Source organism: Clostridium lacusfryxellense, from assembly GCF_018861735.1.
In the GTDB taxonomy this organism is placed as follows: domain Bacteria; phylum Bacillota; class Clostridia; order Clostridiales; family Clostridiaceae; genus Clostridium_AD; species Clostridium_AD lacusfryxellense.
In genome coordinates this window covers 36,342-61,744 of sequence record NZ_JAHLEB010000003.1, presented here as the reverse complement: position 1 = coordinate 61,744, position 25,403 = coordinate 36,342, and the positions used below count along the sequence as shown (strand labels likewise).

The following is a 25,403-nucleotide window of genomic DNA, read 5'->3' as shown; positions in this document are numbered from 1 at the left end:
AGTCAAAGTATATATATTTTTATATTTTATGTCAAGACATAATAATCTTACAATTATTTCTCGCAATCTATTCTATAGTAGAGTTATATATTTACATACATTTTAGTATTTACTAAGTTTTGAAAATTATTTACTTATTTTACTTCATATCCATCTAATATTTAGTTTGCCAATAACAATCATTGTATTATAATGAAAATAGTATGCTTTGTTACTTTAGTGTATCTTACATTATAAAAAATATAATATATTAGTTAAATATTAAATAGTTTTTAAACATAGAAAGTCCATGGAAGGAATGAATTTATTTGATTAGAACTATAGCTATTACAAAAGATTTAAAGGCAATCTATGATTTACCGCTAAACGAATTATCAAAAGGAAATATTATGTGGTATTGGATGGATTTTGTTAACCCTAATCATGAGGAAATATCTTTATTGGACTCACATTTTCATTTTCATAATTTGGCCATTGAGGATTGTGTTTTTTCACTAAATAGCCCTAAATTAGATTATTATGGTAGCTATAATTTCTTTGTCCTCAACGCTTTAGCTAAAAACGCTTTAGATCCAGTAGAAGTGTCTCTCTTTGTTGGCAAGAACTACATAGTATCTTATCATAATAAACAATTAGATGCATTAGATGAAGCGTGGGAGCGAGCAAGAGATAATAAAAAAAATTGGGAGAAGGGACCTTCTTATATTGCTCATCAAATACTAGATAAAATAGTTGACTACTTCTTTCCAGCTATTAGCGAAATTGAAAATAATCTAACTAAAATTGAAACTAATGTAAATAAGAAACCAACTCATATTTTAATGGATGAAATTTTCAAGGCAAGAAGTGATTTATTAAAACTCAGGAGAATAGTAAATTCTATGCGTGATTTATTATATAGAATATTAAACTCTGAACGACTTATAGGATTTCATGAACATAAATTATATTTTTCTGATATTCACGATCACTTAATTAAACTTTCAGACATGGTTGATTCTAATCGAGAGATGACATCTGATATACGCGATAATTATTTATCAATAAACTCAACTCGCATGAATAAAAATATGATGGTGTTAACTGTTATCACAAGTATATTTATACCACTAACATTTATAGCTGGTGTTTATGGTATGAACTTCCAAAACATGCCTGAGCTTAGCTCAAAGTATGGTTATTTTGTAGTTTTATTAATTATGGCTTTTATAGCAATAGAGATGTTTTTATGGTTCAAACATAAGGGTTGGTTTGATGTGTAGGTAGGTTCATAACAACAATAAATATACTATACTTAAATTTGACTATATATTAAGGAGGGAATAACTAACTATGAATAATAAATATAGTACATGTCAAAGTTGTGGAATGCCATTAAATAAGGATGATAAAAATTCCGGGTCCGAAACTGATGGAACTTTAAGTAAAATGTATTGCAGTTTTTGTTATAAAAACGGTGAATTTACGATGCCAGATATTACTGTAATTGAAATGAAAGAACTAGTAACCAAAAAAATATTAGAAATGAAGATACCTAGATTTGTAGCAAAGTTCTTATCACGAAATACACATAAATTAAAAAGATGGAATAAATAAATTTAATATGTATAATAATTAATTTATAAATAAATTATTATAAGTTCTCTTAGGTATAAACTAACTTCTTAATAAATATATATTTATAATAAACTAATTAAGAATAATTATTAAAAGGGAGCTAAATATGTTTAATATTTTTAAAGTAGAAGGTAAAAAAAATATCCCTGCTCTTGCTATTAGCATTTTATTAGCACAAAGTGTAGGTATTTTAAGTGGATTTTTGAGCAGTTCTGCGCAAAGCTCATATGAAAGTTTTAACAAACCCTTTTTCTCCCCCCCCGCTTGGGTTTTCCCTGTAGTCTGGACAATTTTATTCTTTTTAATGGCTGTAGCGTCTTATAGAATTTGGATGAAGGGTAAAGCCGGCGCCGATGTACAAAAGGCATTAGTTTTATATTGCACTCAACTGTTTTTAAATTTTCTTTGGCCAATTATATTTTTCAGATTTAGGTTATATGCAATAGCTTTCCTAGAGTTACTTCTATTGTTAGTATACATTCTATTGACTACTTTTGAGTTTTATAGAATAGATAAAATTTCCGCATACCTTATGATTCCATATATCGCTTGGGTATCTTTTGCCGGAGTTTTGAATTATGCTATATGGATGATGAATTAAATTTCTAAATTCAAAAGATTAAGAGGAGGCACCATGAACTCAAATTATAAAATAAAACAAATAACAAGCCTATATGATAGTTGTAATATGTGTGGCTTGCCAATTATAAATTGCATTTGTGCTAGGGCTCCTAAAATAAAAACTGATGCAAATATTTGGATTCTCTCTACAGAAAAAGAGTTTTATAGACCTTCTAATACTGCAAGGTTATTGAAGATAATTAATCCATATTCAACGGAGATTTTTCTTTGGGAAAGAACAAAAATCCCTGAAAAATTAGTATCAAATCTAAACAATGAAATATATGATGTATTTCTACTTTTCCCTGCAGATAATTCTGAAACAATTAGCCGAAAAGTAGAATATAAAAGTTCAGCTAAAATCCCTGTATTTATTATCATAGACGGTACATGGAAGGAAGCACGAAAAATAATTAGAAGAAGTCCCTATCTAGAAACGCTACCAATTATTTCATTAGAGCCAACTTTTAAGTCTAATTATGATTTAAGAAGAGGTGCAAAAGATGGTAATCTGTGCACAATAGAAGTAGCTATAGAAGTATTAAAAATAAATCATGAAATTGATAATTCTCAGGTAGTAAATGAGTTTTATAATCTATTTTTAAAAAGCTATAAGGCAGGGGCAAGCGGTCATGAAATTTCCAATAAAAATTAAAAATGCCATCCAAAAGAATGGCATAAAAAGTGAAATTACTGCATTGGCTGCTGAAAATTTCCTGAAGTTTTCCAACGTGCCTTTTATTATTCATATTAAGGTTATTAATCTCATATTGAAAGTCATTAATTTAATAAAACACATGTCAATTATCACAAATTGACATGTGTTTTATTAATTATCCTTTACTTGTATTATGTTGTAGTACTCGATGCTTGTTCTTTTCTCTCTTGAATAAATTTTTGTGCCTTATCTGCATGTCCCTTCATTAATATAGATGTAATTAAGAACACAAATAGTATTATTGCAAGCACTGTCACATCTTTTGCAAGAACACCATAATCAGCACCTGCTATTACTTCTCTTAATCCAGATACAGCATAAGTAAATGGCATAAATGGATTTAAAACCTTAAACAATTTAGGTACAATTTCTATTGGGAATGTACCCGCACAAGAAGTTAGTTGAAGAATTAACAATATAATAGACAATAATCTTCCCACTTGCCCAAGCAAAAATACCAAACATTGAATAATTGCTATAAATACAAATGATAATAGAATATTAAATAAGAAATATAACACTACATTACTCGGTCTAAGACCTAGCAGCATTACTGCTCCACTTGCAAGCACCGCTTGCATAAATCCTATAGCTCCATATGATAAGAACTTCCCCGCTACTACAGAAGCTGGACTTGCTATAATATCTTCATCTACCTTATCCGTAATTACAAAGAACATCATTAAAGCTCCTACCCATAACGATAGAGGAATGAAATACGGAGTAAACCCTTCACCATAAGTTTTAACAGGATTTATCGGTTCTTGATCTATTACTACAGGCTCCGAAAATGTATCCGCCATAGTTTTACTGTCATTCTTAAGGCTACCACTAAGATCTTCGTAGCCCGCTTTAGTCTTTTCGTTAAGTTCTTTAGACCCATCTGCTAGTTTTAAAATACCATTGTCTAGTTTATTAGCACCAATATATAACTTATTTACACCATTTTTTAACTCAGGTAATTTACCATTTAAAGTGCTTATTCCAAGCGATAATTGAGCCGATCCATCATTTAATTTTGAGGTTCCCTCTACTAGAGATGGCATTTTTTGATTAAGCCCTGAAATACCTTCTGATAAAGCTCCTGAACCTACCGCAAGCTTAGCTGTGCCTCCAGATAACACAGGTATTTTATTGTTAAGTGATACTAAACCATCGGATAATGCTCCCGAACCTGTAGCGAGCTTCGCAACGCCCTGCTCTAAAGAAGGCATTTTACTACTAATTTGCGAAAGTCCATTTCCAAATTCACCATTCATAGCAGTATATAGCTTATCTAAGCCTCCACTAATTTGAGTTGCGACGCCCGCTGCGCTGCCCGTTTTTTCTGCAAAACCCTCGGCTCCTTTTGAATACTGCTCTGCACCTTGTGCAAATTCTTTTGAACCATTTACAAAGCCTAATGATCCCACTTCTAATTGCTTGGCTCCTTCTGCTACTCCATGTGCACCAGCTTGAAGTTCATCCATCATCGCTATATTATTTTTATCTGTAGCAACCTTATTTAACGAATTAATTGTAGCTAAAAACCCTTGCATATTTGCATCATTTTTCGCATCTGGATTAGCATCTAAATATGCTCCGAGCTGCTTCTCTACTGCTTGCTGCAAATCTGTTTGAGATGTTTTGTTATTTTTTAATAATACATCTACACCCCCAGCAACACTCGCACTTGCATCTTTAAGATTACCTATTCCACCTTTCATTTGATCATATCCAACACTAAGCTTCCCTGAACCCTGCTTTAGACCAGTTGCTGCTTCGCCTAACTTACTTGAACCCTCTTTAGTTGCTCCAAGCCCTAGAGCAAGCTTTGACGCTCCATCTTTAAGTTGACCAGTTGAAGGTACCATTTGATTTTTGTAAACATCATTAAGCTTTTGTACCCCTTCTGCCATAGTTGGTATTTGTTTATTAAGTGACACTAATCCATTATTCAGCTGATTTGCTCCACCATTAAGTTTCTGTACCCCAGTTGCCATAGTTGGTACTTGTTTATTAAGCTCTAATAACCCCTTATTTAACTGATCTGAGCCACTATACAGCTTACCTACACCACTTGCCATATTCGGCATTTGAGCTTTAAGAGACCCTAATTTACTAGTTAACGTAGTAGAACCAGCTAGTAACTTCTCTACACCATCTGATAACTCCGGAACTTTATTGTTAAGCTGCTTTGTTCCAACTTGTAACTGACCCGTACCATCTTTTGCTGTAATTAAGCCATCAGCAAGCTGCTTACTTCCATCTGTTGCTTTTTTCATACCGTCTTTAATTACATATAAACTATCAAATACTGCTGTTGTATATTCTTTAGACATGCTTTTTGTTAATTCTGATTTAATCTGATCTAAGACCTTACCATTAATTTGCGCAGCTAAAAAATTTCTCTTCTCATTTGCACTATATAATATTTTAGCTTGCTTTGGCTTACCTACAGTAGCGCTTAAAGCATTCTCCGAAAAATTTTCAGGAATTACAAACATAGCGTAGTAATCCTTCTTCTTAACTCCATCTTCAGCTTGTTTTTTAGTAACGAATTTCCAACCTACCGCTTGCTTACTTTTAAGGTTATTTACTAGATCTTTCCCATAGTTAACCTTTGCTCCGTCTTTTGTACTTCCTACATCTTGGTTTACAACTGCAACAGGCATATCCTTAATCCTTGCATATGGATCCCAAAATGCAGCAAGATAAAGTAAACTGTACAAAAGTGGAACTATAATAATTGCTATTACTGATACTCTTATAAATCTATTTTTTAATATACTTAAAATATCTCTCTGCGCTACCTTTAAAAAATTCATATTTTCACCTTGTCCTTTACGTAATTATTTAATGTAAAAATTAATAAAATAAATTCGACTGACTAGTCAGTATATATTTATTCTACATTAATTTATTATAAAGTCAATAATTTTTTTCAAATAAAAAAAACAGCAAGAGATTCTAACTTGTAGAATTATCTTACTGTTTTTATTTTATTCCATTTAAAAGGTGCTCCATAAAGTTATCTGTAATTTCGTCTAATTTCATACTATCGTTTTTTACAACATTATAAACCGCCGTTGACACTAATGTCCCAAAATATGAATATGTTAAAAAAGAAGACTCACATTTTTTTATAATTCCATCATCCATAGCCTTAATTAAAAACTTTTCAATATCCTCCATATAAAGCTTTAGCATTTCTCTGAGTTCAAAATGTCTTATTTTCCCTCCCCATACTTGACTCATTATAACCTTAAATAAATCTCTATTTTCAAATACCAGTTTTAACTGATCCCTACTTAATTCCCTTAATTTAAAATTGTAATCGCCAGCTCCTACATTAATACTTTCCAATTGCTCCCTCAGCAAACTTACTCCTTCAGTAATTATATATTTAAAAACCTCATCCTTACTTTTGAAGTAATAATATACTGTACCTTTAGCCACCCCTGCACTTATCGAAATTTCATCCATAGTAGCTCCATCATAACCATTTGTTGAAAAAATTTTAATCGCTGACTCAAATATCGCTCTTTTTGTTTTATTCATTAGCACACCTCAACTTGTTAAAAATTTTATCAGTTGTTCTATTTTAATAGTATTATACTATATATTATAAGCATTTTTCTAAATTATTAAAATTTACAATTAATTTAAAAATCAACTAAAGTACCCTAATTAACAAATTATCAAGAAAAATTTATAAAATAAATGATTAACAATTTCATAATATAATGGATTAATGTAGCAATAGTGGATATACTATGGTTTATAAGTTGTAAAAATTTAAAACTAAAGGGTGATAATATGAGAATACCAAATCATATCGGAGTAATCCCCGATGGAAATAGAAGATGGTCTGTAGATAAAGGCTTATCAAAAGACAAGGGGTATACTTTTGGACTAGATCCTGGTCTATCTTTGTATAAGCTTTGCAAAGATGTTGGTGTAAAAGAAATAACCTATTATGGTTTTACTACTGACAATACAAAGAGACCATTACTTCAAAGGGTAGCTTTTGTAAAAGCTTGCGTTGATGCAGTAAAGCTCTTAAGTACACAAGATGCTGAGCTATTAGTGGTTGGAAATACTAATTCACCTATGTTTCCAAAGGAACTACTTCCTTTCACAACACGAAAAACTTTTGGCAAGGGCGGTATAAAGCTAAATTTCCTCGTAAACTATGGATGGGAATGGGATTTAAGTAATTTAGATCAGAATAAGAGTAGCAAAAGAAGCAATATATTTGATTGTATAAAGACTAATGACATTTCTAGAGTAGATCTAATTATACGTTGGGGTGGAAGAAGGCGCCTTAGTGGGTTTTTACCTTTACAATCCATATATTCTGACTTTTATGTTATAGATGAGTATTGGCCGGATTTTAAGCCTGAGCATCTATCAAACGCTTTAAGTTGGTATAATGAACAAGATGTAACCCTTGGTGGTTAATTATATATTTCTTTTAAGTAGATATATGTTTTAAAACTTATATCTATTTTTTTATGTAATAGCTTATGATACTATTAAACTAATAATATTTACATAACGCTTAATAATCGGCTCTATATTTTTATAAGTGATATATTTTATTTTCTTAAAGGAGTTATTTATGGTTAACCAAAAAATAAACTGTACTAAATGCATATATTACTATATTACTTGGGATTCATCTTTTCCTAAAGGGTGTAAAGTTTATGGTTTTAAGTCTTTGAATTCACCCTCCATACTAGTAAAACAATCATCTGGTATATCATGTGGTAAATTCACACCAAAATAATAATGATAAATTTTTGACCATTATTACTGGAATGAGGCATATAAACAGAAAGCTCGCTTTAGTTATATGCCTAGTAAATCCCTTAGCTATTAATCTATAACCCTTTTATTCTCCTGAGTTACCTCACTTGCATAAGATTGAATTTCTTCTTGCCTTATGGTTCCATCATCATTAATTCCTGTGACTATTGTAGGTATATTTACAAGTTTACTGTCCACACCCTCGATTTTAACATACCTATCTAATCCATTTTTAAGTTTTTCATATTCATCGTTTCCCAATTCTCTACCCTTTATCGTTTTCAAACTCCATCTCTCCTTTAAAGTATAATGCCTATCATTCAAAAAAATATACGAGTGTTTAGCCTAAAATAATTTTCACTGCAATATAATTTTGCTGAAAAGAGATGTTTTTTATTCATAAAATAAAAAAAACGCTAAATAAGCGTTTTCAACATAAATATTATAATTAAATATTACAAGTAAGTAGTATATCTGTCTTAAATTTTACAAGTCCTATACGTAAAATAAAATCACCTAATTTTTCACCCATGTTTCCATTAGCCTTGTAATACTCCATTAAATTATCAACTAGAGTAAATACCTGGTCCTGGGTTAGATTGTCCGCAATAATATCTGCTACCCTAGGAGTAAATCCTCCACTACCACCTGCCACTATCATGTATCCATCTATATGACCTATTACTCCTAGATCCCTAGAGTAAACACTAGTACATGCATTTTTGCATCCTGCTACTCCAATTTTAGTTCTACAAGGCATCTGCATACCATGATACCTCTTGTCTAAAATCATTCCAATTTGCAAAGAATTTTGTTTAGCTCTTTTACAAAACGCAGCTGGGCACATATGAACATTCTTTACTGAGTTAAGCGATTTAACCGCCGGCTCCATACCAAGTTCTTCCCATACCTTAGAAACATCATCTGCATCAAGTCCAAGTATTGCAATTCTCTGCCCCGAGGTCATCTTTAGTATTCCTTTATATTTTTGTGCTACCTCTGCTATTTTAATAAGCTGCTTTGAGGTTATAAATCCCCCTGGAATATGAGGTGTTACACCATAAGTCCTTTTTCCATTTCGTACCTTTTGAAGTACCGCATGTTTAGGTTCCATTACATTTTCTCCTATCCCACAAGGACTAATCACCCATTAGTCATAATATCCCTTGTTAGTTTTATTTACTTATAATTTGATTTAAGCCTATTATACCACTATGATCTAATCCTTTAATGAAATTATAAGTATATTTCTCATTAGCCTTTTCAATAAATGCTCTAGTCCATGCATGTCTTAGATCATAAAATATATCTACATCTCCATTTACTTCTTTCCAATAACTTTTATGGATACAACTTGTAGTTTCCCATTCGAATATATCATTTTCTGATTTTATAGGTCTTGTTACTCTATCGCAAGGCATTCCCTCCAATAGATAATTACTAATAGCATTAAATATTTCTTCTGGCTTCTCTGGTGTTCCTTTGGCTTTTAAAGTTCCCCCCATAGCCTCGCCTTGCTTTTCAAAACAATCTCGCGCGATAACTTCTGCCTCTTTACCGTACTTTTTACTCATCTCTGTTATTATAAATGCAGTCCTAGTTTCTACTTTACCGATTTTATCCTGTAACCATCCATGAATATTAGATACATCAATTACATCCTCTATATTTCTTGTAGTGTCTATTGGATTTCCGTAAGCTAATGATTTTTGAACGATATCTATTGCCACATCTCCATATTTACCTATATAAACTTCTTTTAAGTTTGTTTCTAAATCCTCTGCCAATAAAATTTTACTAAATAACCATGTGTGTATTGGTGCTAAAAATGCGCTCATTACTATTCCTCCTAATTTATATTTACTGCTTGAGTAAATTTCTTATTTACTATATTTATTATTTTAATATATATTTTTTTAAATTTATAACTTGTGTACCAATAAGTTAATAATACTATATTTGACCTGAACTTACGGTAACGTGCGTTACCATAAAAATATTATCACTAATTAATTATTTTAAAAAAATAAAAAGAGCATTAAAGCTCTCTTTATTAATATACATTAAACTAATTCAATTATTCCTGTGTTCTTGTAGCAGATTTACGTTTTGCTTTCTTCATATCAGAAGCTTCTATAGTCTCTGGTTTGCTAGGTTTATTATTTTTTTCTTTTGCAGGCATTTTCATTTCTTTATATGGCATTAAATCACCCCTTCATAAAGTATTTTTTACTTATAATATAATTCTATTCATATATTTTTTTTACTTAATGTATTTTTGAGGATCCTTAGGTATACCATTTTCCCTTACTTCAAAATGTAGATGTGGTCCTGTACTATTCCCAGTACTTCCTACTTCACCTATTTTTGTGCCTTTCTTTACTACTTCACCTTTTAGAGCGGTGATGACACTACAATGTGCATATGTGGTTTCTACTCCTTTGCCATGATCAATTTTTATTACATTACCGTATCCACTTTCCCACCCAGCATAACTAATAGTACCATCTAATGCAGCGCTTATATTTGCACCAAAATTCGCAGCAATATCTATTCCTTTATGCATCTTACCCCACCTTGTTCCAAAAGGTGAACTAATACTACCTCTTGATGGTCTATTTATAGACGCTTCCACAAGTAGTGTAGGTTTTTTAGTTCCCACGTATATTTCTTTATTTTGAACTTGTTTTATAATTTTTGATGTTAAAAGCTTTTCATTAATTATACTCTTGTTAATGGTAGTTATCTGGGTGCTAATTATTTTTGATCCATCAATGCCTTTACTTATCGTTTTGTTAACTCCACTCATTATTTCACTTGAGGGTTTCATAACTGTAGTAGGATGTATAATCTGACTTTCATCTTTATTTCCTACTATTTTAACACCTATAAGTGGTGTTTGTGATTTATCATTATATTTTATAACTTCATTTACAATTTGTGAATTTTCATATAATTCTCCAGTACTAACTTTAATCCTTTCATAAATAATTTTATTTTCTATATCCACAGATTTAACACTATTGAGCTTTGCTGCCTTATTATAGTGATCTTTTATTGACTTCAAGATTTCTCTCCCTTGATTTTCATTTGTAACACACGCTATTTTCCTATTATCCGATTTCATAACAAATGCATCTACTACTATGTTGAATTTTTTTAGCATTACTTTCTTTAGTTCATTACCACTTATAAACATACTATCATCGTCTACTTTTACTTTATTTAGTGTAAAATCCTTAACTACAATTACATTGCTATATTTTAATTTAACATCGCTTTGTAATTCCTTATACGTCTTATTAAACTCACTCTTATTTCTTACAAAGGTTATTGTATTTTCTCCTATAGAAACTTTATAACCATAAAACCTAAATACATTGAAATACAAAATAGTCACTGTAATCATAATTGTTATAAGCACTACAAATATATTCATTTTGTTTCGTTTTAAAATATTCAATACTTAAACCTCCTATTGTACTTACTTAATATGCCCTAATTTGCCAAATTATAAACATTATTGAAGTATTTTTTTTCTTCGTATCTTTAACTGTATGGTATACTATAGTTTGAATAATAAATTTTTATGGAGTAAAACATTAAGTATTTTAACTCTTTAATATAAAAAGGAAGGTAGTGACTTTATGAGCACTTTCATGTTTAAGAATGAAAATTACAAATATACTCCTGTGAGTAATATCTTTATAGATAAGTTTATGCCTAGAGCTAGAGGAGAATTCGTTAAAGTTTATCTTCTTGGGCTAAAATATTGTGCATCTGGAGAAATAGGTGCTACCTCGCAAGTTATAGCAAATACTCTTGGACTTTTAGAAACTGATGTCGTTAATGCTTGGAATTATTGGAATGATGAGACCATAATTAAAATGACTCCAATTGATAATATGGGTAACTATAATATTGAATTTTTAGACTTATTAGATATCCCAAGTGATAGTAAACAAAATATAAATTTACTTGAAGAATTAGCTAACTCTTCCATAAAGGGTATGCTTCAAGATATTGAGAAATTATTAGCGAAACCTCTCTCACCAAAGGAAATGACCATGTACCTGGGTTGGCAAAAGGATTACAATTTTTCCCCAGAGCTCATACTACTTCTAATTCAATATTGCGTATCAAAAGGTAAAGTTGACTATAGATATATTGAGACTATTGCAATTGCATGGCATGATTCAAATATTAAAAATATTGAAGATGCTCAATCTTATATAAAAAAACATGAAGATAAATGGATAAATATCAGAAAAATATTAAATTATTTAGGAATAAAAGCTCCAGAAATAATGAAACCACAAGAACAAATATTAGATAAATGGATAAATGTTTATAAATTCCCCATAGAAGTTATATTTAAAGCTTGTGATATCTGTTTTGACAGACTAAGCAGGGCCGATTTTAAATATATTGATGGAATTCTAAACAGTTGGTTTAAAGATGGTATAAAATCTTTAGAGGATATAGAGAAAAAAGATAAAAAGAGAATACTTACTAATAAACCCAAAACTGCTGGTGGTAAACCTGCCAAGGGAAGTTTTACTGATTATGAACAAAGAGCTTATGACTTTGACGAACTTGAAAAAAAATTGCTAGGATGGGATAAAAATGATTAAGGGATATCAAACCAAAATATTAGCTGTGTATGATAAGATAAGGCAAAAAGAGGAGTCCGACTTTAGAGATAGAAAAGCCTATATAGAAAAAACTCATCCTGAAATTATTGATTTAGATCATAAAATAGGTAAATTATGTATTGAATTATCCATTAGTGCCTTAAAAAGTATTAATAATAGAGATGAATACCTACGTGCTTTAAAAGAAAAAATAATGGATTTAAGAGTTAGGAAATCTGAACTACTGGTTTCTAATGGTTTTGATATGGAGTATTTGAATTTACATTATAGATGTACGAAATGTCGTGATACAGGATTTATTGGCAACATAAAATGCACCTGTTTTAAACAAAAGGTTATAGATGTTTATTATACCGGATCCGAGCTTAAAAACATTCTAAAAACCCATAATTTTGATAATTTTAAATTAGATTTTTATCCTTCTAGAAAAAGTGAACTTCAATCAGAATCTCCAAAAAAGAACATGGAAAAGATATTATCAAATTCCATGAGTTTTTTAAGAAATTTTGATACCTCCGATGAAAATTTATTATTCTATGGAAGTTCTGGTACAGGTAAAACATTTCTGTCTCACTGTATTACAAAAGAATTAATTGATAAAGGCTTTTTTGTAGTCTATAGGACAGCCGAAGAATTAATAAAAGCTTTAAAAGATATTAGGTTTAATAATGATAATTCTTTAGAAGATTTACTGATAAATTGTGACCTGCTTATTATAGACGATTTGGGTACTGAGCAACTTTCTGATTTTACTAAAACAGAAATGTTTAATCTTATAAACACCAAGTTACTCAAACAAAAGAAAATGCTAGTATCCACTAATTTAACTCTTGAAAGTATCCTTAAGACATATTCTGAAAGAATAACATCAAGACTTCTTGGAAACTTCACTCTTTGTAAATTTTTTGGCGATGATATAAGAATAAAGATAAATTTAAGTAGACCAAAATAAATTAGAAAAAGTATATATTACTACTAATGCATTATACGTAATATATACTTTTTTTGTGCATAAAAATATTTGTTAGCAACTTATAGTTTATATTACCTGTATGTTAAAAGGATTTCCTATACAATAAAAAAAAAGTACTAAACAAATGTTTAGTACTTTTTTGGAGCTGGCAATAGGAATTGAACCTACAACCTGCTGATTACAAGTCAGCTGCTCTACCGTTGAGCCATGCCAGCAGAAAATGGCGACCCAGAAGGGACTCGGACCCTCGACCTCCGCCGTGACAGGGCGGCACTCTAACCAACTGAGCTACTGGGCCATATATGGTGGGAACAACAGGGTTCGAACCTGTGACCCTCTGCTTGTAAGGCAGATGCTCTCCCAGCTGAGCTATGCTCCCATATATGTTTTGTATGGTGACTCCTAGGGGAATTGAACCCCTGTTACCACCGTGAAAGGGTGGTGTCTTAACCGCTTGACCAAGGAGCCTTGTTAAATTTAAAATGAATCTCACAATAATAATTGACTTTACAATCTGCTAATTACAGCATGTTTGCTTTTTATTAATTATTGCAGTGTAAAAATGGCGACCCAGAAGGGACTCGGACCCTCGACCTCTGCCGTGACAGGGCAGCACTCTAACCAACTGAGCTACTGGGCCATATATGGTGGGAACAACAGGGTTCGAACCTGTGACCCTCTGCTTGTAAGGCAGATGCTCTCCCAGCTGAGCTATGCTCCCATATATGTTTTGTATGGTGACTCCTAGGGGAATTGAACCCCTGTTACCACCGTGAAAGGGTGGTGTCTTAACCGCTTGACCAAGGAGCCATAGTCGTTGTCACTTTATTAGTTATGTAGTTGGGTCTCGCAACCCGACATAGACTATAATACCTAATTTTCCTTAGTGTGTCAACATATTTTCTTATTTTTTTCAATTTTATTTTTTAATTTAGTCCATGACTCCAGTTAATTCAACGCTTTATCCTATAAATAAAAGTTTTACTTTTTATAAAATATTTTAATATTTACTAAAGAATTCTCTAAATACCTTATAATTTTTTATAAAATAATATAAATACATGTTCAACTTAATGATTTTAGGGTAAAATTATAAGCAAAACAATTTATATTACAATCATAATTTTTTCTCGAAGGGAGAGATTTTCTTGAAACATTCTCTTATAATAGTTGGCGGAGGTGCCGCTGGTATAACTGCCGCTCTAATAGCAAAGGATTCTGGAATAGATGTAGCCATAATTGAAGGAAGCGATAGATTAGGCAAAAAAATATTAACTACTGGCAACGGTAGATGCAATATTAGTAATGAAAATATAAATAACGATAGATACCACAGTGATAATCCTTGTTTCTTTGAAGGCGTTCTAAATTCTTTTTCTACAGAGGATACTATAGCTTTTTTCGCCTCTTTAGGTATACCTTTAGTAACTGTAGATGGAGGTAAAATGTTTCCTATGTCTATGCAAGCCTCATCAGTTCTTGATATATTAAGGTTTGCTCTTGACGAAAAAAACATCACTGTCTATACAAATACTAAAGCTAAGGAAATTACTAAAACTAAAAAGGGCTTTAAAATTTGTAATTCAGATAATAGTATATATGAGTGTGACAGGTTGATTATTGCAGCAGGTGGCAAATGTGCCCCTAAAACAGGTTCTGACGGCTCCGGATATACATTAGCAAGACAATTAGGTCATGATGTGTTACCTCAAGTCCCTGCCCTTGTACAGCTTAAATTAAACTATAGTAGGTTAAAAGCTTTATCTGGAGTAAAATTTGATGGATATGGAGAAATATTTATAAATGGTTTATGTATTCAAAAGGAATTTGGAGAAATACTCTTTACGGATTATGGTATATCAGGCCCGCCAATACTTCAACTTAGTAGAGCTGCAGCTTATGGCTTAACTAAAAGTAATAAAGTTTCATTGAAAATTGATATGTTACCAAATATTAGCCGTGAAGATCTAACACAATTTTTAAATAAACATTGGTCATTATTTGAAAATCGCTCTATTTGCGATTCATTTATCGGGATAATACACAAGAAGATGATTCCAATAATTTTAAAAGAAGCAAAAATAGAAGATATACATAAACCTTGCCGCGATTTAAACCTAATAGAAAAAGAAGCTATATATGGTTTGCTAAAACATTGGCAATTTGAGGTATCGGGTACTAATTCTTTTGCAAATGCTCAAGTCACCGCAGGAGGTATTAATACAAAAGAAGTTAACGCTCAAACTTTAGAATCTAATATTACAAAAGGTTTATTCTTTGCAGGTGAAATATTAGATGTCGATGGAGATTGTGGTGGTTTTAACCTTCAATGGGCATGGAGTTCTGGTGCTGTTGCAGGGATAAATGCTTCCAAATAGATTTTCTACTATTAATATCTAAGAAGTTTTTCTTATATTATGCTATAACTAAAAGTAGAGGTCGCCTGAATACTTCGCTTAGCAACCTCTACTTTTGTTAGCATAACATAAGAAAAAATAATATTAAACCATAATTAAAAATTGATAATTCCGAACAGCACCGGTATCTCTGTTTTGTCTGAGATAGATTACAATATGCAATTCATAACTTATCTAAAAAACAGCTTGCCCCAGATTGAACATTAATCACCTAATTGTTTTTCCGTTTTGGTTAAGAATTTTTCCACCATCTAAAAAAAATATATAATGCGTAGAATTACTTGGCGCAGTGAAAGTATCTCAAGCAATATGTACTTTTCGCTATAGCATAATCCAAGAAAAATCTACTATACCCAGATACTTTCTAATAGCGTAAGTTCAACGCCCTCTTCATTTACTATTCTATGTCTACATATTATTTTATCTTCTTCTTTTATAACCTCGGTACTTACCGTTATAGTCTCTCCATATTTTGTTTCCTTGATGTAGGTTACCTTAATGTTTTTCATTTCATAATTGAGTATTATATCCTTAGGGATTGTTTCTAAAGCCCATGCAGCATATTTAACATTGTTTACGTGTTTATTTGTATCAATGTCACTGTATCTTACCTGGAAACTTTTCTCACTATCTACTTTATTTATTGATAATATATTCTCAATGTCTATTGGTGTGTTACTACTATCATCTATACCATAAACTTCGTACATATCTTTCGTAACTCTTATTGGTCTTCTTCTAGCTGTGTTTATCAAAATCCATATAGAATCGGCATGTCCTATTTTATTTCCTTTACCATCAAAGATATCGTATTTTCTATCTGCATAAAACCTTTTAAAAGAATGTGCATATGTCTCCACCTTTATAGTATCGTTTAGAAGTGGGTATGACTCAATTGTTATATCCCATTTGTATAAGACCCAAGCCATGTCATTCTCAGTAAGGTAGTCTATTCCAACTCCTAAGGTTTCGCTTTGGTACATTGCCATATCTCCTAGATAATTAATTATACTTATAATCAAAGCTCTTTTATGTATGTCTACCTCATAATAATGAATGTTATAATTTCTGAAAGTAACTACTGGAATTTTACTCATACTATCACTCCTATATTTTTTACTATATAATATTTATTAAATTTGCGCATAATAATTTTCCTTACATCTAGAATTATACTAAATAAATATACATTAAAATACATTTATAAGTCATTTTCTTTATAAACTTTGATAAATTTTTATTTATCTATTTAATTTTTATCAAATACGTGCTAAAATATTGTTGTCAGTATTCACTATGAAACTGAACTATATCTATTAATAAGGATTATACAAATAGGTCGACTTATATCCTTATGGAATAAGAGCGGAGGTTACACATGATTAACAATACTATGAAACTAAGACGAATAAAAACAAGTGAACTTACAACGATTGGTATGCTATCAGCAGTTTGTGTTGTACTTGGACTAACTGGATATGGATTTATTCCACTTCCTGGTGCAAAAGCTACTATAATGCATATTCCCGTTATCATAGGTTCTATAATAGGTGGTCCGATGGTAGGCATGACTATTGGTTTCATATTCGGTATTTTTAGTATCATGCAAAATATAACAACTCCAAATATACTATCATTTGCTTTTATAAATCCTTTAGTATCTGTATTACCAAGGGTACTTATTGGTCTTACTTCTTACTATGTTTATAAATTAAGTTACATAAAAAAGGATAGTGTACGAATAGGACTAGCAACCATTGTTGGTTCACTAACTAATACCTTTGGTGTTCTTACTATGGTATATGTTTTATATGCAGCTAAATTTGCTGCTTCTAAAGGCATAGATCCATCCATTGCTGCAAAGACTATTTATGGCATAGCTATAATAAACGGCGTTCCAGAAGCTATTATAGCTACTGTAATTACCATCCCAGTTATAATAGCCATAAAAAAGATAAAAAGAAGATAAAAAATTAAGACACTTAGCATTTGCTAAGTGTCTTAATTTTTTTATGCGTTTATTGCAGTCATTAATTCTTCTAAATTAAGACCATGAACCATTGCTGCTTCTTCTAATGTTTCAGCTTGAGCTGAAGGGCATCCTACACAACCCATTCCAAAGTTCATTAACACTTGAACTGATTCAGGTTTTGTTCTTACAACTTCGCCTATTGTCATATCCTTAGTTATACTCATATTATATACCTCGCTTTATTTTAATTTTAAACTATTATAACAGAATTAGAATATTAAATAAATAAAAATATTTATTTAACTTAGTTCTAACTCTGATTATAATCTCTATGTTTACATTTTACCAGTACGCACTTTTTTAATCTTTAGTATACATTTGCATACCTTAATAAATGTTTCCTACAATACTTAGAATCTCCTATAATATAAAAACCATACCTACTTAAGATAAAACCTTTGATATTATGTAGGCTTAATTGCTATATTTCAGTTAATACCATTGTTTGATCTCTTTTAGGTCCTACTGAAACTATAGAAACTTTAACTCCAGTAAACTCTTCAATTCTCTTTATATATATTTTTGCATTTTCAGGAAGTTCATCGTAACTTCTTGCATCAGCTATGTTTTCATCCCAACCATCAAATTCTTCATATACTGGCACGCACGCTGCTAAATCTTCAAGACTTGCTGGGAAATAATCTATAACGCTGCCTTCAAATTCATATCCAACACAGATTTTAATTTTTTCAAGTCCTGCTAATGTATCTATTTTAGTTACAGCAAAGCTTGTAATTCCTGAAACTCTAGCTGCAGACTTTAATATAACAAGATCAAGCCATCCACATCTTCTTGCTCTGCCTGTTGTTACACCAAACTCAAAACCTTTTTCACGAATCCATTCTCCTGTTTCATCCTCAAGTTCTGTTGGAAATGGTCCTTTTCCTACTCTTGTAGTATATGCTTTAGCTACTCCTACAACACTTGTTATCATTGTAGGCCCTATTCCTGCTCCAACACAAACTCCACCTGCAATAGTGTTAGAAGACGTTACAAAAGGATATGAACCATAATCTATATCAAGTAAAGTTCCTTGTGCTCCTTCAAATAAAACATCCTTACCTGCTTTTATTGAATCGTAAACTTTAACTGATATGTCTTTTACATATGGCCTCATTCTTTCTGCATACTCTAGGTACTCAGTATATATTTTTTCAAAGTCTAAAGCCTCTCCGCCAAAAACTTTTGTAATTATATCATTTTTTAATGCTAAACTAGTTTGAAGTCTTTCTTTAAAAACATCTTTTTTCATAAGGTCACAAACTCGAATTCCACTTCTTTCAAATTTATCACTGTAACATGGACCTATCCCTTTTTTAGTAGTTCCGATATCATTTTTACCTCTAGCTATTTCATATAAATTATCTAACTCTTTATGATAAGGCATTATAACTTGTGATCTATCACTAATCATTAATCTTTCAGGAGTTATTTGCTCACCTAATGCTTCTAAGTAATCAATCTCTGTAAATAAAGCTTTTGGATCTACAACAACGCCGTTACCTATTACATTCAATTTCTCTTTATATAATATTCCTGATGGTATTAAATGAAGTTTATATTCTTTTTCTCCAACCACTACAGTATGACCTGCATTGTTTCCACCTTGAAAACGGACTACAACGTCTGCCTTCTGTGCAAGATAATCTGTCATCTTACCTTTACCTTCATCTCCCCATTGGGCTCCTAAAACAATAAATGCTGACATATATATTCCTCGCTTTCTTTCATTTAACAATAAAATTTCTTAGATACTACGGCACGCAAATTCCATCGCTTCTTACATGTAGTTTCTTTTCTAGTCTTTAGTTTCTATTTGAATTATACACTTTTAATGCTCATATAACCAATTGTTTATCTTAAACACTATTATTTTTCCTTATTAGTTATGTCTCTTGCTACTACAACTCCAGTTGCTGAAGCTTGCATTAAGCCTCTAGTTATTCCCGCTCCATCTCCTATGGTGTACAAATTGCTAATTGATGTTTCAAATTTATCATTTGTAGTAAACTTACTAGAATAAAATTTTACTTCTACTCCATATAGTAATGTATTTTTGCTATATAAGCCTGGAGCTATTTTGTCAAAAGCCTTTAACGCCTCTACAATGGATGTTAAGTGTCTTTGTGGCAATACAAAACTTAAATCGCCTGGTACTGCTGATTTCAGAGTAGGCACAGTAGTTGATTTACTTAATCTATTAACATCCGTTCTTCTTCCTTTTAGTAAATCCCCAAGTCTTTGAACCATTATACCTCCACCTGTTAACATATTGCCTAGCTGAGCTATATATTTTCCATAACCAATAGGTTGATTAAATGGCTCTGTAAAACTAGTAGATACAAGCATCGCAAAATTTGTATTAGTTGTTCTAAGTTTCTGATCTGAATAACTATGACCATTTACTACTGCAATTGTATTATCATCATAATATTCTGCTGACACTACTCCACCAGGATTCATACAAAAGGTTCTAACCTTATTTCCGAAAGTATCAGAATAATATACAAGTTTTGCTTCATACAGGTCCTTTGTTAGATGATCCATAACAGAATTAGGTACTTCAACTCTTACACCAATATCTACTGCATTATTAGTAACTTCGATATTGTGTTTTTTAGCTTCATTTGCAATCCATTCTGCCCCACCTCTACCTGGCGCTGCTACAACATACTTTGCATTAACCTTGATTTTGCCTTGTTTATTGGTTAATATTACGCCAGTGGCCTTATTATCTTCTATTAGAATTTCTTCAACTTCACTAAGCTCAATAAATTCTGTATTCGTATTATCCATTAAATGATGGTACATAGATTTTAAAACTTCATAAGCAAGTTCTGTACCCAAATGTCTTACTGGGCATTCAACAAGACGAATATTATGTTTGCTTGCTTCATATTTTACTTCTTCAACTTTATCATTATTAAGTCCATATACCTTTTCATTTGCTCCAAATTTTATATATATATCATCACAATATTTTATTAACTGTTTAGATTCGTCTTCTGAGAAATATTCAAGAAGTCTTCCACCCACTTCAGGGCTTAATGAAAGCTTACCATCTGAGAAAGCACCAGCACCTGACCATCCATATGTTATTCCACATGGATTACAATTAACGCATTTACCATTAATCCGCGCAGGACATTTTCTTTTCTCTATACTTCTTCCTTTATCAACTATAAGTACACTAAGTTCTGGTCTTTTATCAGAAATCTCTAATGCCGTAAATATACCCGCTGGTCCAGCTCCTACAATAATCACATCATAAAAATCTTTCATTTGATATACCCTCCTGTGTGCGTATGGGGCAGATAACAATTATCAATTGTTATCTCTCCTGTATTCCTCTGTAGGAAATTAAACCTGTTACTAATTATCATACTATTTAATGATATCAGAGCAACATAATCCAGTCAACATAAAATGCGAATATTATTAATTTATTTTAAGTAATAGTTCGTATATTATGATTCTTTACACTTCTCAAATAAAAAAATACACTTATTTACATTTACTGCACAAGTGTATTTTCATATAAGATATATTTTATATTTTCTTCAAGCGTTCTTATTTTTATTCATTATATAAATTCTTATTTATTTTCCTATTTACTGATAGTATTTCTGTAAACATTTATATTATCAAGCGACCTTATTCTTTCTGAAAACTTACCTTCCTTTGTATCTCTAATTGCCTTATTCATATCATACATTCTCGCATCCATTATATCTAAATGGTGTAACATCTCTGCTTCTGGTATCATTGGCTTTTTAGGACTTCCATATTCCGCTTCATAATGGTGAGATAGCACCATGTGTTGCAGTAACATAGATACTTCTTTTCCAGCTTTAACCTCAATACTTGCTGTTTCTATCATTTTTATACCTTGAATTATATGCCCTAAAAGCTGACCTTCAACTGAATACTCACTTACAATTCCAAGTTCGCTAGCATTCATCTCGTATATTTTACCAATATCATGGAGTATTATACCTGCATATAATAAATCTGTATTTAAAAACGTATAGATTTCGCTTAACTTTTCTCCAGCCTTAAGCATTGTTGTAGTATGATATAAAAGCCCTGATCTTACAGAATGATGATTAGACTTGGCTGCTGGATAATGCATTAGTTTTTCTTCATTATTACCTAGAATATTAGTAACTATATTTTGAATATCTATATTTTCGATTTTAGATAAATAATTTAGAACATCATCATACATCTCTTCTGGTGAATATGGCGCTACTGCAACATAATCGCAAATCTTAACTTCATCTTTTTCCTCAGTTAATCTTATGTTTTCAATTTTTAATTGGAGTACACCTCTCCACTCATTTACAGTTCCCTTAACTTTAACTAAAATACTTTGTTTAAACTTACTCTCAAGCTCATCATTGCATTCCCATAGTTTTGCATTTATATCTCCCGTTGCATCTCCTAAGTTGAAATCTAAATATCTATTTGAATTACTATTATTGGAGACTTTGCTATCCACAGATTTTATAACATAAAATCCCTCAACCCTGTCGCCCTTTTTTAATTCGCTTATTTTCTTCATTTCCATATTTATCTCCTTAATATTGTATCAAACATATTACCTCTACCTTACGTTGATACAATTACTTAATATTTTATATATATTAATTAAATATAACTTTAATATATCCTATATATACATCATTATCATTTATATAATTAATAATTTACTAACTTAAAAAGGATTTTTTCAATTTGCTCCATAATATTATACTAGCCTATATATTTTTACAAGCCATTTGTAAAAATTAAGTTTGTCCATTCATAAACATACTTAACTATTAAATATTTGTATTTTTAATCATAAAAAAAAAGTAAAACAAGCTTAAATAAGCTTATTTTACAACCCTTTTCCCTATTATAAATTTATCTTTGTAATATCCAGTTAATTCAGATACTCTTATATTATAACCAGTCTTAGGAGACTGTATAAATCTATTATTGCCAATATATATTCCCACATGTGATGCTTGATAAGGATCTGCAGAATTTGTAGCGAAAAATATTAAATCACCTTTTTGAAGATTAGTTATACTAACAGAATGACCTACATTTATTTGATCCATAGTTACTCTAGGTAAATTTATACCTATATTTCTATAAACATATTGAACTAAACCTGAACAATCAAAACCACCACTTACGTACTTACCGCTAGAGTTATACTTGGCTGGAGTTGCGCCGCCCCATAAGTATGGTGTTCCTAAAAATGTATTTGTTTGAGCTATTAAACTATCTATGCTTTTGGTAGCAACATATTGATTGCCATTTATAGTATATATAGTTTTACTTGTTGTGATATTACCTCTACTAGGTGTTACACTACCTAAAACTACAGCATTAGATCCCATGCTTACATATGTAGTAGATATATATCCCCATTGACCATTGTATTTTATTTTATAAAAACCATTTTGTGACCCGTATAAATTTACTTTTGCATTCCTTTTTAGTACTCCCATAATATTACTACCCGCAGCCGCCGCTTTTCTAATATTTAAACTCGACGCTGTGATATTGCCAATTCCGGTAATTTTATCAACAGTTGTACTAACTGGAGCTGCAGTGACAATCACATTTGTAGAACTCTGTCCTGTAACCTTCACATATAACTCACTTACATAACCTGTTTTACCAGCATAATTTATCTTGTAAAATCCATTTGACTTTTCATACATAGTAACTTTGGTACCCAGTGTTATAGTGCTAGTAACCGGGTAACTTATTCCAGAACCTGACCTTACGTTTAAATGTTGCGTTGTTACTGTTCCACTTTTCCCTACGCTTGCAGTTGCTATAGGTTTGGCTATAGGGGTTGGACTACTTTTAGCTATTGTTACATATGAGCTATATACATATCCCGTTTTCCCTTTATAATTAATTTTATAAAAGTTATTCGCTTTGCCAAGTGTCTCTATTTTCGTGTTTCTTGGTAATGAAGTTATAGTTGAAGATGAAAGTGAAGCAGTTTTCCTAACCTTTAATGAACTTGCATTTATTATTCCACTATCGGCAAGTGCAACATGTGAACTTGCTATGCTTAATAACATGACTATAAACGCTATTCTCTTTTTCATATGATTACCCCCCTGTATTTCTAATAATTATAAACTAATAAATTAATTTTAAAGCTTGTCTACTTACTATATTTAATGCTTACGCATATTTACATCGACCACTACCTTTAACTCTGCTAATTCCATAATTTATTCCTTTTTTTGATACATTATCATTGTAACAGAAAATATTCCAATTTTATATACATACGGCTTATAAAATCAGATATTTTCATGATTTTTATTTTAACTTGCTTATCATGTAAAATAATATTTTATTAAATAGAAATTTCATTTATTATGTCTATATAAAAATTCTCACAAGACTGTTAACTTTATGGTATTTTATGTAAATTAGTATTATACTTAATATTGTTCTACACTATTTAACTTAGTTACCATAAGATTATTTTAGGTAACACAAATATTATGAGGTGATAATTATGGCCAGAGGAAGAAAAAAAATTGAAAACTCAAAAAGTGAAGTTATCCATGTGAGAATAAGTGAGGAGCTATCAAACTCATTAGAAAGTTTCTGCAATGCTAGTAATATAACAAAGAGCGAGGTAATAAGACTACTTCTAGAGAGTATTTTGAAATGAAAATAACAATAGTAGGACTACTTCCAAAATTATTACCATATAATAATTTAAAATAAAAAAGGCAGTTAAGATATAACTCTCAGCTACCATTTACTAAATCTTTCTTTATTTTCTCTTCTATTAGAAGTTCTTTCCACAAGCAACTAATCTCTTATTACCCTTAATTAGTTTACTTTTATCTACTCCAACCTTAACTTTTATTTTTTTCATATACATTCAACCTCACTTTAAATTTACTTGATCTAATATTGCTTATAAATTATATTTTTATTTCCATCTTTTAGTATTCTTGACCGATTTATATTATATTAATCACTGCTTGTCCTCTAAATATACATTTATTAAATATTTTTATTTCTACGCTAAAAAGCAAAGCCAAAGTATCTCTACTTCGGCTTTGCTTTTTATTATTTATAATTTGGAGCTGAAAAAGAGGATCGAACCCTCGACCTACGCGTTATCAAAATAAACGCCAAGTATTCCATTATATTTTAACTTTGGTTTTCTCTATTACTGTATAAACAGGTTTCAATCATGCGTCGCACAAGAGTGAAACCTGCAAACAACTGGTTCGTAAGAACAAGGTTTAATTGGTTTTAAAAAGACCCCAATCCATTACATACAGTCATTCTACTTTTTAACTAAGTAATCATAGCTTATCATAGCTTATAACATGAAAAAAATGGAATGTAATGGTGTTTATAATAAATATAATTATAGAAAGGCGGGTTACAAGAAGGTATTGGTACTTTTTATAATTCTAATGGTAAAAAACATGTAGGTCAATGGTTAAAAGGAATACTTAAAATACCTTGTTTTCAAATGACGTGAAAGTCTATTTTTCACGTCATTCAATTTTTAAAATAAGTAATTATAGTT

Annotated in this window: 23 protein-coding genes and 7 tRNA genes; 10 read left to right on the top strand and 20 right to left on the bottom strand. The window is 30.9% G+C overall.

The window, feature by feature from the left end; translation table 11 throughout:
* Positions 1 to 308 precede the first annotated feature (308 nt).
* From corA to KPL55_RS03130, 4 genes are all read left to right on the top strand, one after another.
* Entirely contained in the window at positions 309 to 1,262 is a 954-nt protein-coding gene (gene corA / locus KPL55_RS03145; protein ID WP_216305261.1) for a magnesium/cobalt transporter CorA, read from the top strand.
* A gap of 70 nt (positions 1,263 to 1,332) precedes the next feature.
* A complete protein-coding gene (locus KPL55_RS03140; protein ID WP_216305260.1) occupies positions 1,333 to 1,596 on the top strand; it encodes a zinc ribbon domain-containing protein in 264 nt (87 codons plus the stop codon).
* A 127-nt stretch (positions 1,597 to 1,723) separates the two neighbouring features.
* Complete coding sequence (locus KPL55_RS03135) at positions 1,724 to 2,218, top strand: TspO/MBR family protein (RefSeq protein ID WP_216305259.1); 495 nt, start codon at positions 1,724 to 1,726, stop codon at positions 2,216 to 2,218.
* A 33-nt stretch (positions 2,219 to 2,251) separates the two neighbouring features.
* Positions 2,252 to 2,893 carry a tRNA-uridine aminocarboxypropyltransferase gene (locus KPL55_RS03130; protein WP_216305258.1) on the top strand — a complete coding sequence of 214 codons (642 nt, stop codon included), beginning with the start codon at positions 2,252 to 2,254 and terminating at the stop codon, positions 2,891 to 2,893.
* 194 nt (positions 2,894 to 3,087) lie between these two features.
* Here KPL55_RS03130 and KPL55_RS03125 read toward each other — a convergent pair whose 3' ends face one another.
* Together KPL55_RS03125 and KPL55_RS03120 are read right to left on the bottom strand one after the other, a co-directional pair.
* Positions 3,088 to 5,763: a YhgE/Pip domain-containing protein gene (locus tag KPL55_RS03125; RefSeq protein WP_216305257.1), complete on the bottom strand. Its 2,676-nt coding sequence runs from the start codon at positions 5,761 to 5,763 to the stop codon at positions 3,088 to 3,090.
* 169 nt (positions 5,764 to 5,932) lie between these two features.
* Positions 5,933 to 6,496: a TetR/AcrR family transcriptional regulator gene (locus KPL55_RS03120; protein WP_216305256.1), complete on the bottom strand. Its 564-nt coding sequence runs from the start codon at positions 6,494 to 6,496 to the stop codon at positions 5,933 to 5,935.
* Positions 6,497 to 6,754: 258 nt separating this feature from the next.
* On the opposite strand from KPL55_RS03120, the gene KPL55_RS03115 reads away from it, so the two are divergent.
* Positions 6,755 to 7,399, top strand: a complete 645-nt coding sequence (locus tag KPL55_RS03115; protein ID WP_216305255.1) for an undecaprenyl diphosphate synthase family protein — start codon at positions 6,755 to 6,757, stop codon at positions 7,397 to 7,399.
* A 417-nt stretch (positions 7,400 to 7,816) separates the two neighbouring features.
* On the opposite strand, the gene KPL55_RS03110 is transcribed toward KPL55_RS03115, so the two are convergent.
* The 5 genes from KPL55_RS03110 to KPL55_RS03095 form a co-directional block, all read right to left on the bottom strand.
* Positions 7,817 to 8,032 carry a hypothetical protein gene (locus KPL55_RS03110; RefSeq protein ID WP_216305254.1) on the bottom strand — a complete coding sequence of 72 codons (216 nt, stop codon included), beginning with the start codon at positions 8,030 to 8,032 and terminating at the stop codon, positions 7,817 to 7,819.
* 163 nt (positions 8,033 to 8,195) lie between these two features.
* Complete coding sequence (locus tag KPL55_RS03105) at positions 8,196 to 8,861, bottom strand: ferredoxin-like domain-containing protein (RefSeq protein WP_216305253.1); 666 nt, start codon at positions 8,859 to 8,861, stop codon at positions 8,196 to 8,198.
* A 61-nt stretch (positions 8,862 to 8,922) separates the two neighbouring features.
* Positions 8,923 to 9,585, bottom strand: coding sequence for a hypothetical protein (locus tag KPL55_RS03100; protein WP_216305252.1), 663 nt, complete (start codon positions 9,583 to 9,585; stop codon positions 8,923 to 8,925).
* Positions 9,586 to 9,824: 239 nt separating this feature from the next.
* On the bottom strand, positions 9,825 to 9,950 hold the full coding sequence (locus KPL55_RS26260; protein ID WP_281418797.1) for a hypothetical protein: 126 nt from the start codon (positions 9,948 to 9,950) through the stop codon (positions 9,825 to 9,827).
* Positions 9,951 to 10,010: 60 nt separating this feature from the next.
* Positions 10,011 to 11,210 (bottom strand): M23 family metallopeptidase, encoded by a 1,200-nt coding sequence (locus tag KPL55_RS03095; protein ID WP_216305251.1) that lies wholly within the window; start codon positions 11,208 to 11,210, stop codon positions 10,011 to 10,013.
* A 184-nt stretch (positions 11,211 to 11,394) separates the two neighbouring features.
* On the opposite strand from KPL55_RS03095, the gene KPL55_RS03090 reads away from it, so the two are divergent.
* On the top strand, positions 11,395 to 12,381 hold the full coding sequence (locus KPL55_RS03090) for a DnaD domain protein (RefSeq protein ID WP_216305250.1): 987 nt from the start codon (positions 11,395 to 11,397) through the stop codon (positions 12,379 to 12,381).
* Positions 12,374 to 13,354, top strand: coding sequence for an ATP-binding protein (locus tag KPL55_RS03085; protein WP_216305249.1), 981 nt, complete (start codon positions 12,374 to 12,376; stop codon positions 13,352 to 13,354). The genes KPL55_RS03090 and KPL55_RS03085 overlap by 8 nt, the downstream gene beginning before the upstream one ends.
* A 161-nt stretch (positions 13,355 to 13,515) precedes the next feature.
* Here KPL55_RS03085 and KPL55_RS03080 read toward each other — a convergent pair.
* The 7 genes from KPL55_RS03080 to KPL55_RS03050 form a co-directional block, all read right to left on the bottom strand.
* Positions 13,516 to 13,590: transfer RNA gene (locus KPL55_RS03080), tRNA-Thr, on the bottom strand.
* Positions 13,591 to 13,596: 6 nt separating this feature from the next.
* Positions 13,597 to 13,673 (bottom strand) — tRNA-Asp (locus KPL55_RS03075).
* Between the two features lie 5 nt (positions 13,674 to 13,678).
* Positions 13,679 to 13,754, bottom strand: a tRNA-Val gene (locus KPL55_RS03070).
* A gap of 14 nt (positions 13,755 to 13,768) precedes the next feature.
* Positions 13,769 to 13,843: transfer RNA gene (locus tag KPL55_RS03065), tRNA-Glu, on the bottom strand.
* Positions 13,844 to 13,938: 95 nt separating this feature from the next.
* A tRNA-Asp gene (locus tag KPL55_RS03060) sits at positions 13,939 to 14,015 on the bottom strand.
* 5 nt (positions 14,016 to 14,020) lie between these two features.
* A tRNA-Val gene (locus tag KPL55_RS03055) sits at positions 14,021 to 14,096 on the bottom strand.
* 14 nt (positions 14,097 to 14,110) lie between these two features.
* Positions 14,111 to 14,185, bottom strand: a tRNA-Glu gene (locus tag KPL55_RS03050).
* A 338-nt stretch (positions 14,186 to 14,523) separates the two neighbouring features.
* Between KPL55_RS03050 and KPL55_RS03045 the strand changes: the two genes are divergently transcribed.
* A complete protein-coding gene (locus tag KPL55_RS03045) occupies positions 14,524 to 15,753 on the top strand; it encodes a BaiN/RdsA family NAD(P)/FAD-dependent oxidoreductase (RefSeq protein WP_216305248.1) in 1,230 nt (409 codons plus the stop codon).
* Positions 15,754 to 16,139: 386 nt separating this feature from the next.
* On the opposite strand, the gene KPL55_RS03040 is transcribed toward KPL55_RS03045, so the two are convergent.
* Complete coding sequence (locus tag KPL55_RS03040) at positions 16,140 to 16,889, bottom strand: acyl-[acyl-carrier-protein] thioesterase (RefSeq protein ID WP_216305247.1); 750 nt, start codon at positions 16,887 to 16,889, stop codon at positions 16,140 to 16,142.
* Between the two features lie 281 nt (positions 16,890 to 17,170).
* On the opposite strand from KPL55_RS03040, the gene KPL55_RS03035 reads away from it, so the two are divergent.
* A complete protein-coding gene (locus tag KPL55_RS03035; protein ID WP_216305246.1) occupies positions 17,171 to 17,761 on the top strand; it encodes an ECF transporter S component in 591 nt (196 codons plus the stop codon).
* 41 nt (positions 17,762 to 17,802) lie between these two features.
* Here KPL55_RS03035 and KPL55_RS03030 read toward each other — a convergent pair whose 3' ends face one another.
* The 5 genes from KPL55_RS03030 to KPL55_RS03010 form a co-directional block, all read right to left on the bottom strand.
* Entirely contained in the window at positions 17,803 to 17,988 is a 186-nt protein-coding gene (locus KPL55_RS03030; RefSeq protein WP_216305245.1) for a DUF1858 domain-containing protein, read from the bottom strand.
* Between the two features lie 257 nt (positions 17,989 to 18,245).
* Complete coding sequence (locus tag KPL55_RS03025) at positions 18,246 to 19,532, bottom strand: adenylosuccinate synthase (protein ID WP_216305244.1); 1,287 nt, start codon at positions 19,530 to 19,532, stop codon at positions 18,246 to 18,248.
* A gap of 161 nt (positions 19,533 to 19,693) precedes the next feature.
* On the bottom strand, positions 19,694 to 21,106 hold the full coding sequence (locus KPL55_RS03020; RefSeq protein ID WP_216305243.1) for an NAD(P)/FAD-dependent oxidoreductase: 1,413 nt from the start codon (positions 21,104 to 21,106) through the stop codon (positions 19,694 to 19,696).
* Between the two features lie 325 nt (positions 21,107 to 21,431).
* Positions 21,432 to 22,394, bottom strand: coding sequence for a 3'-5' exoribonuclease YhaM family protein (locus KPL55_RS03015; protein ID WP_216305242.1), 963 nt, complete (start codon positions 22,392 to 22,394; stop codon positions 21,432 to 21,434).
* Positions 22,395 to 22,701: 307 nt separating this feature from the next.
* Complete coding sequence (locus KPL55_RS03010) at positions 22,702 to 23,943, bottom strand: C40 family peptidase (protein WP_216305241.1); 1,242 nt, start codon at positions 23,941 to 23,943, stop codon at positions 22,702 to 22,704.
* A 422-nt stretch (positions 23,944 to 24,365) separates the two neighbouring features.
* Between KPL55_RS03010 and KPL55_RS03005 the strand changes: the two genes are divergently transcribed.
* Positions 24,366 to 24,524, top strand: coding sequence for a RepB family protein (locus KPL55_RS03005; protein WP_216305240.1), 159 nt, complete (start codon positions 24,366 to 24,368; stop codon positions 24,522 to 24,524).
* The last annotated feature ends 879 nt before the right edge of the window (positions 24,525 to 25,403 follow it).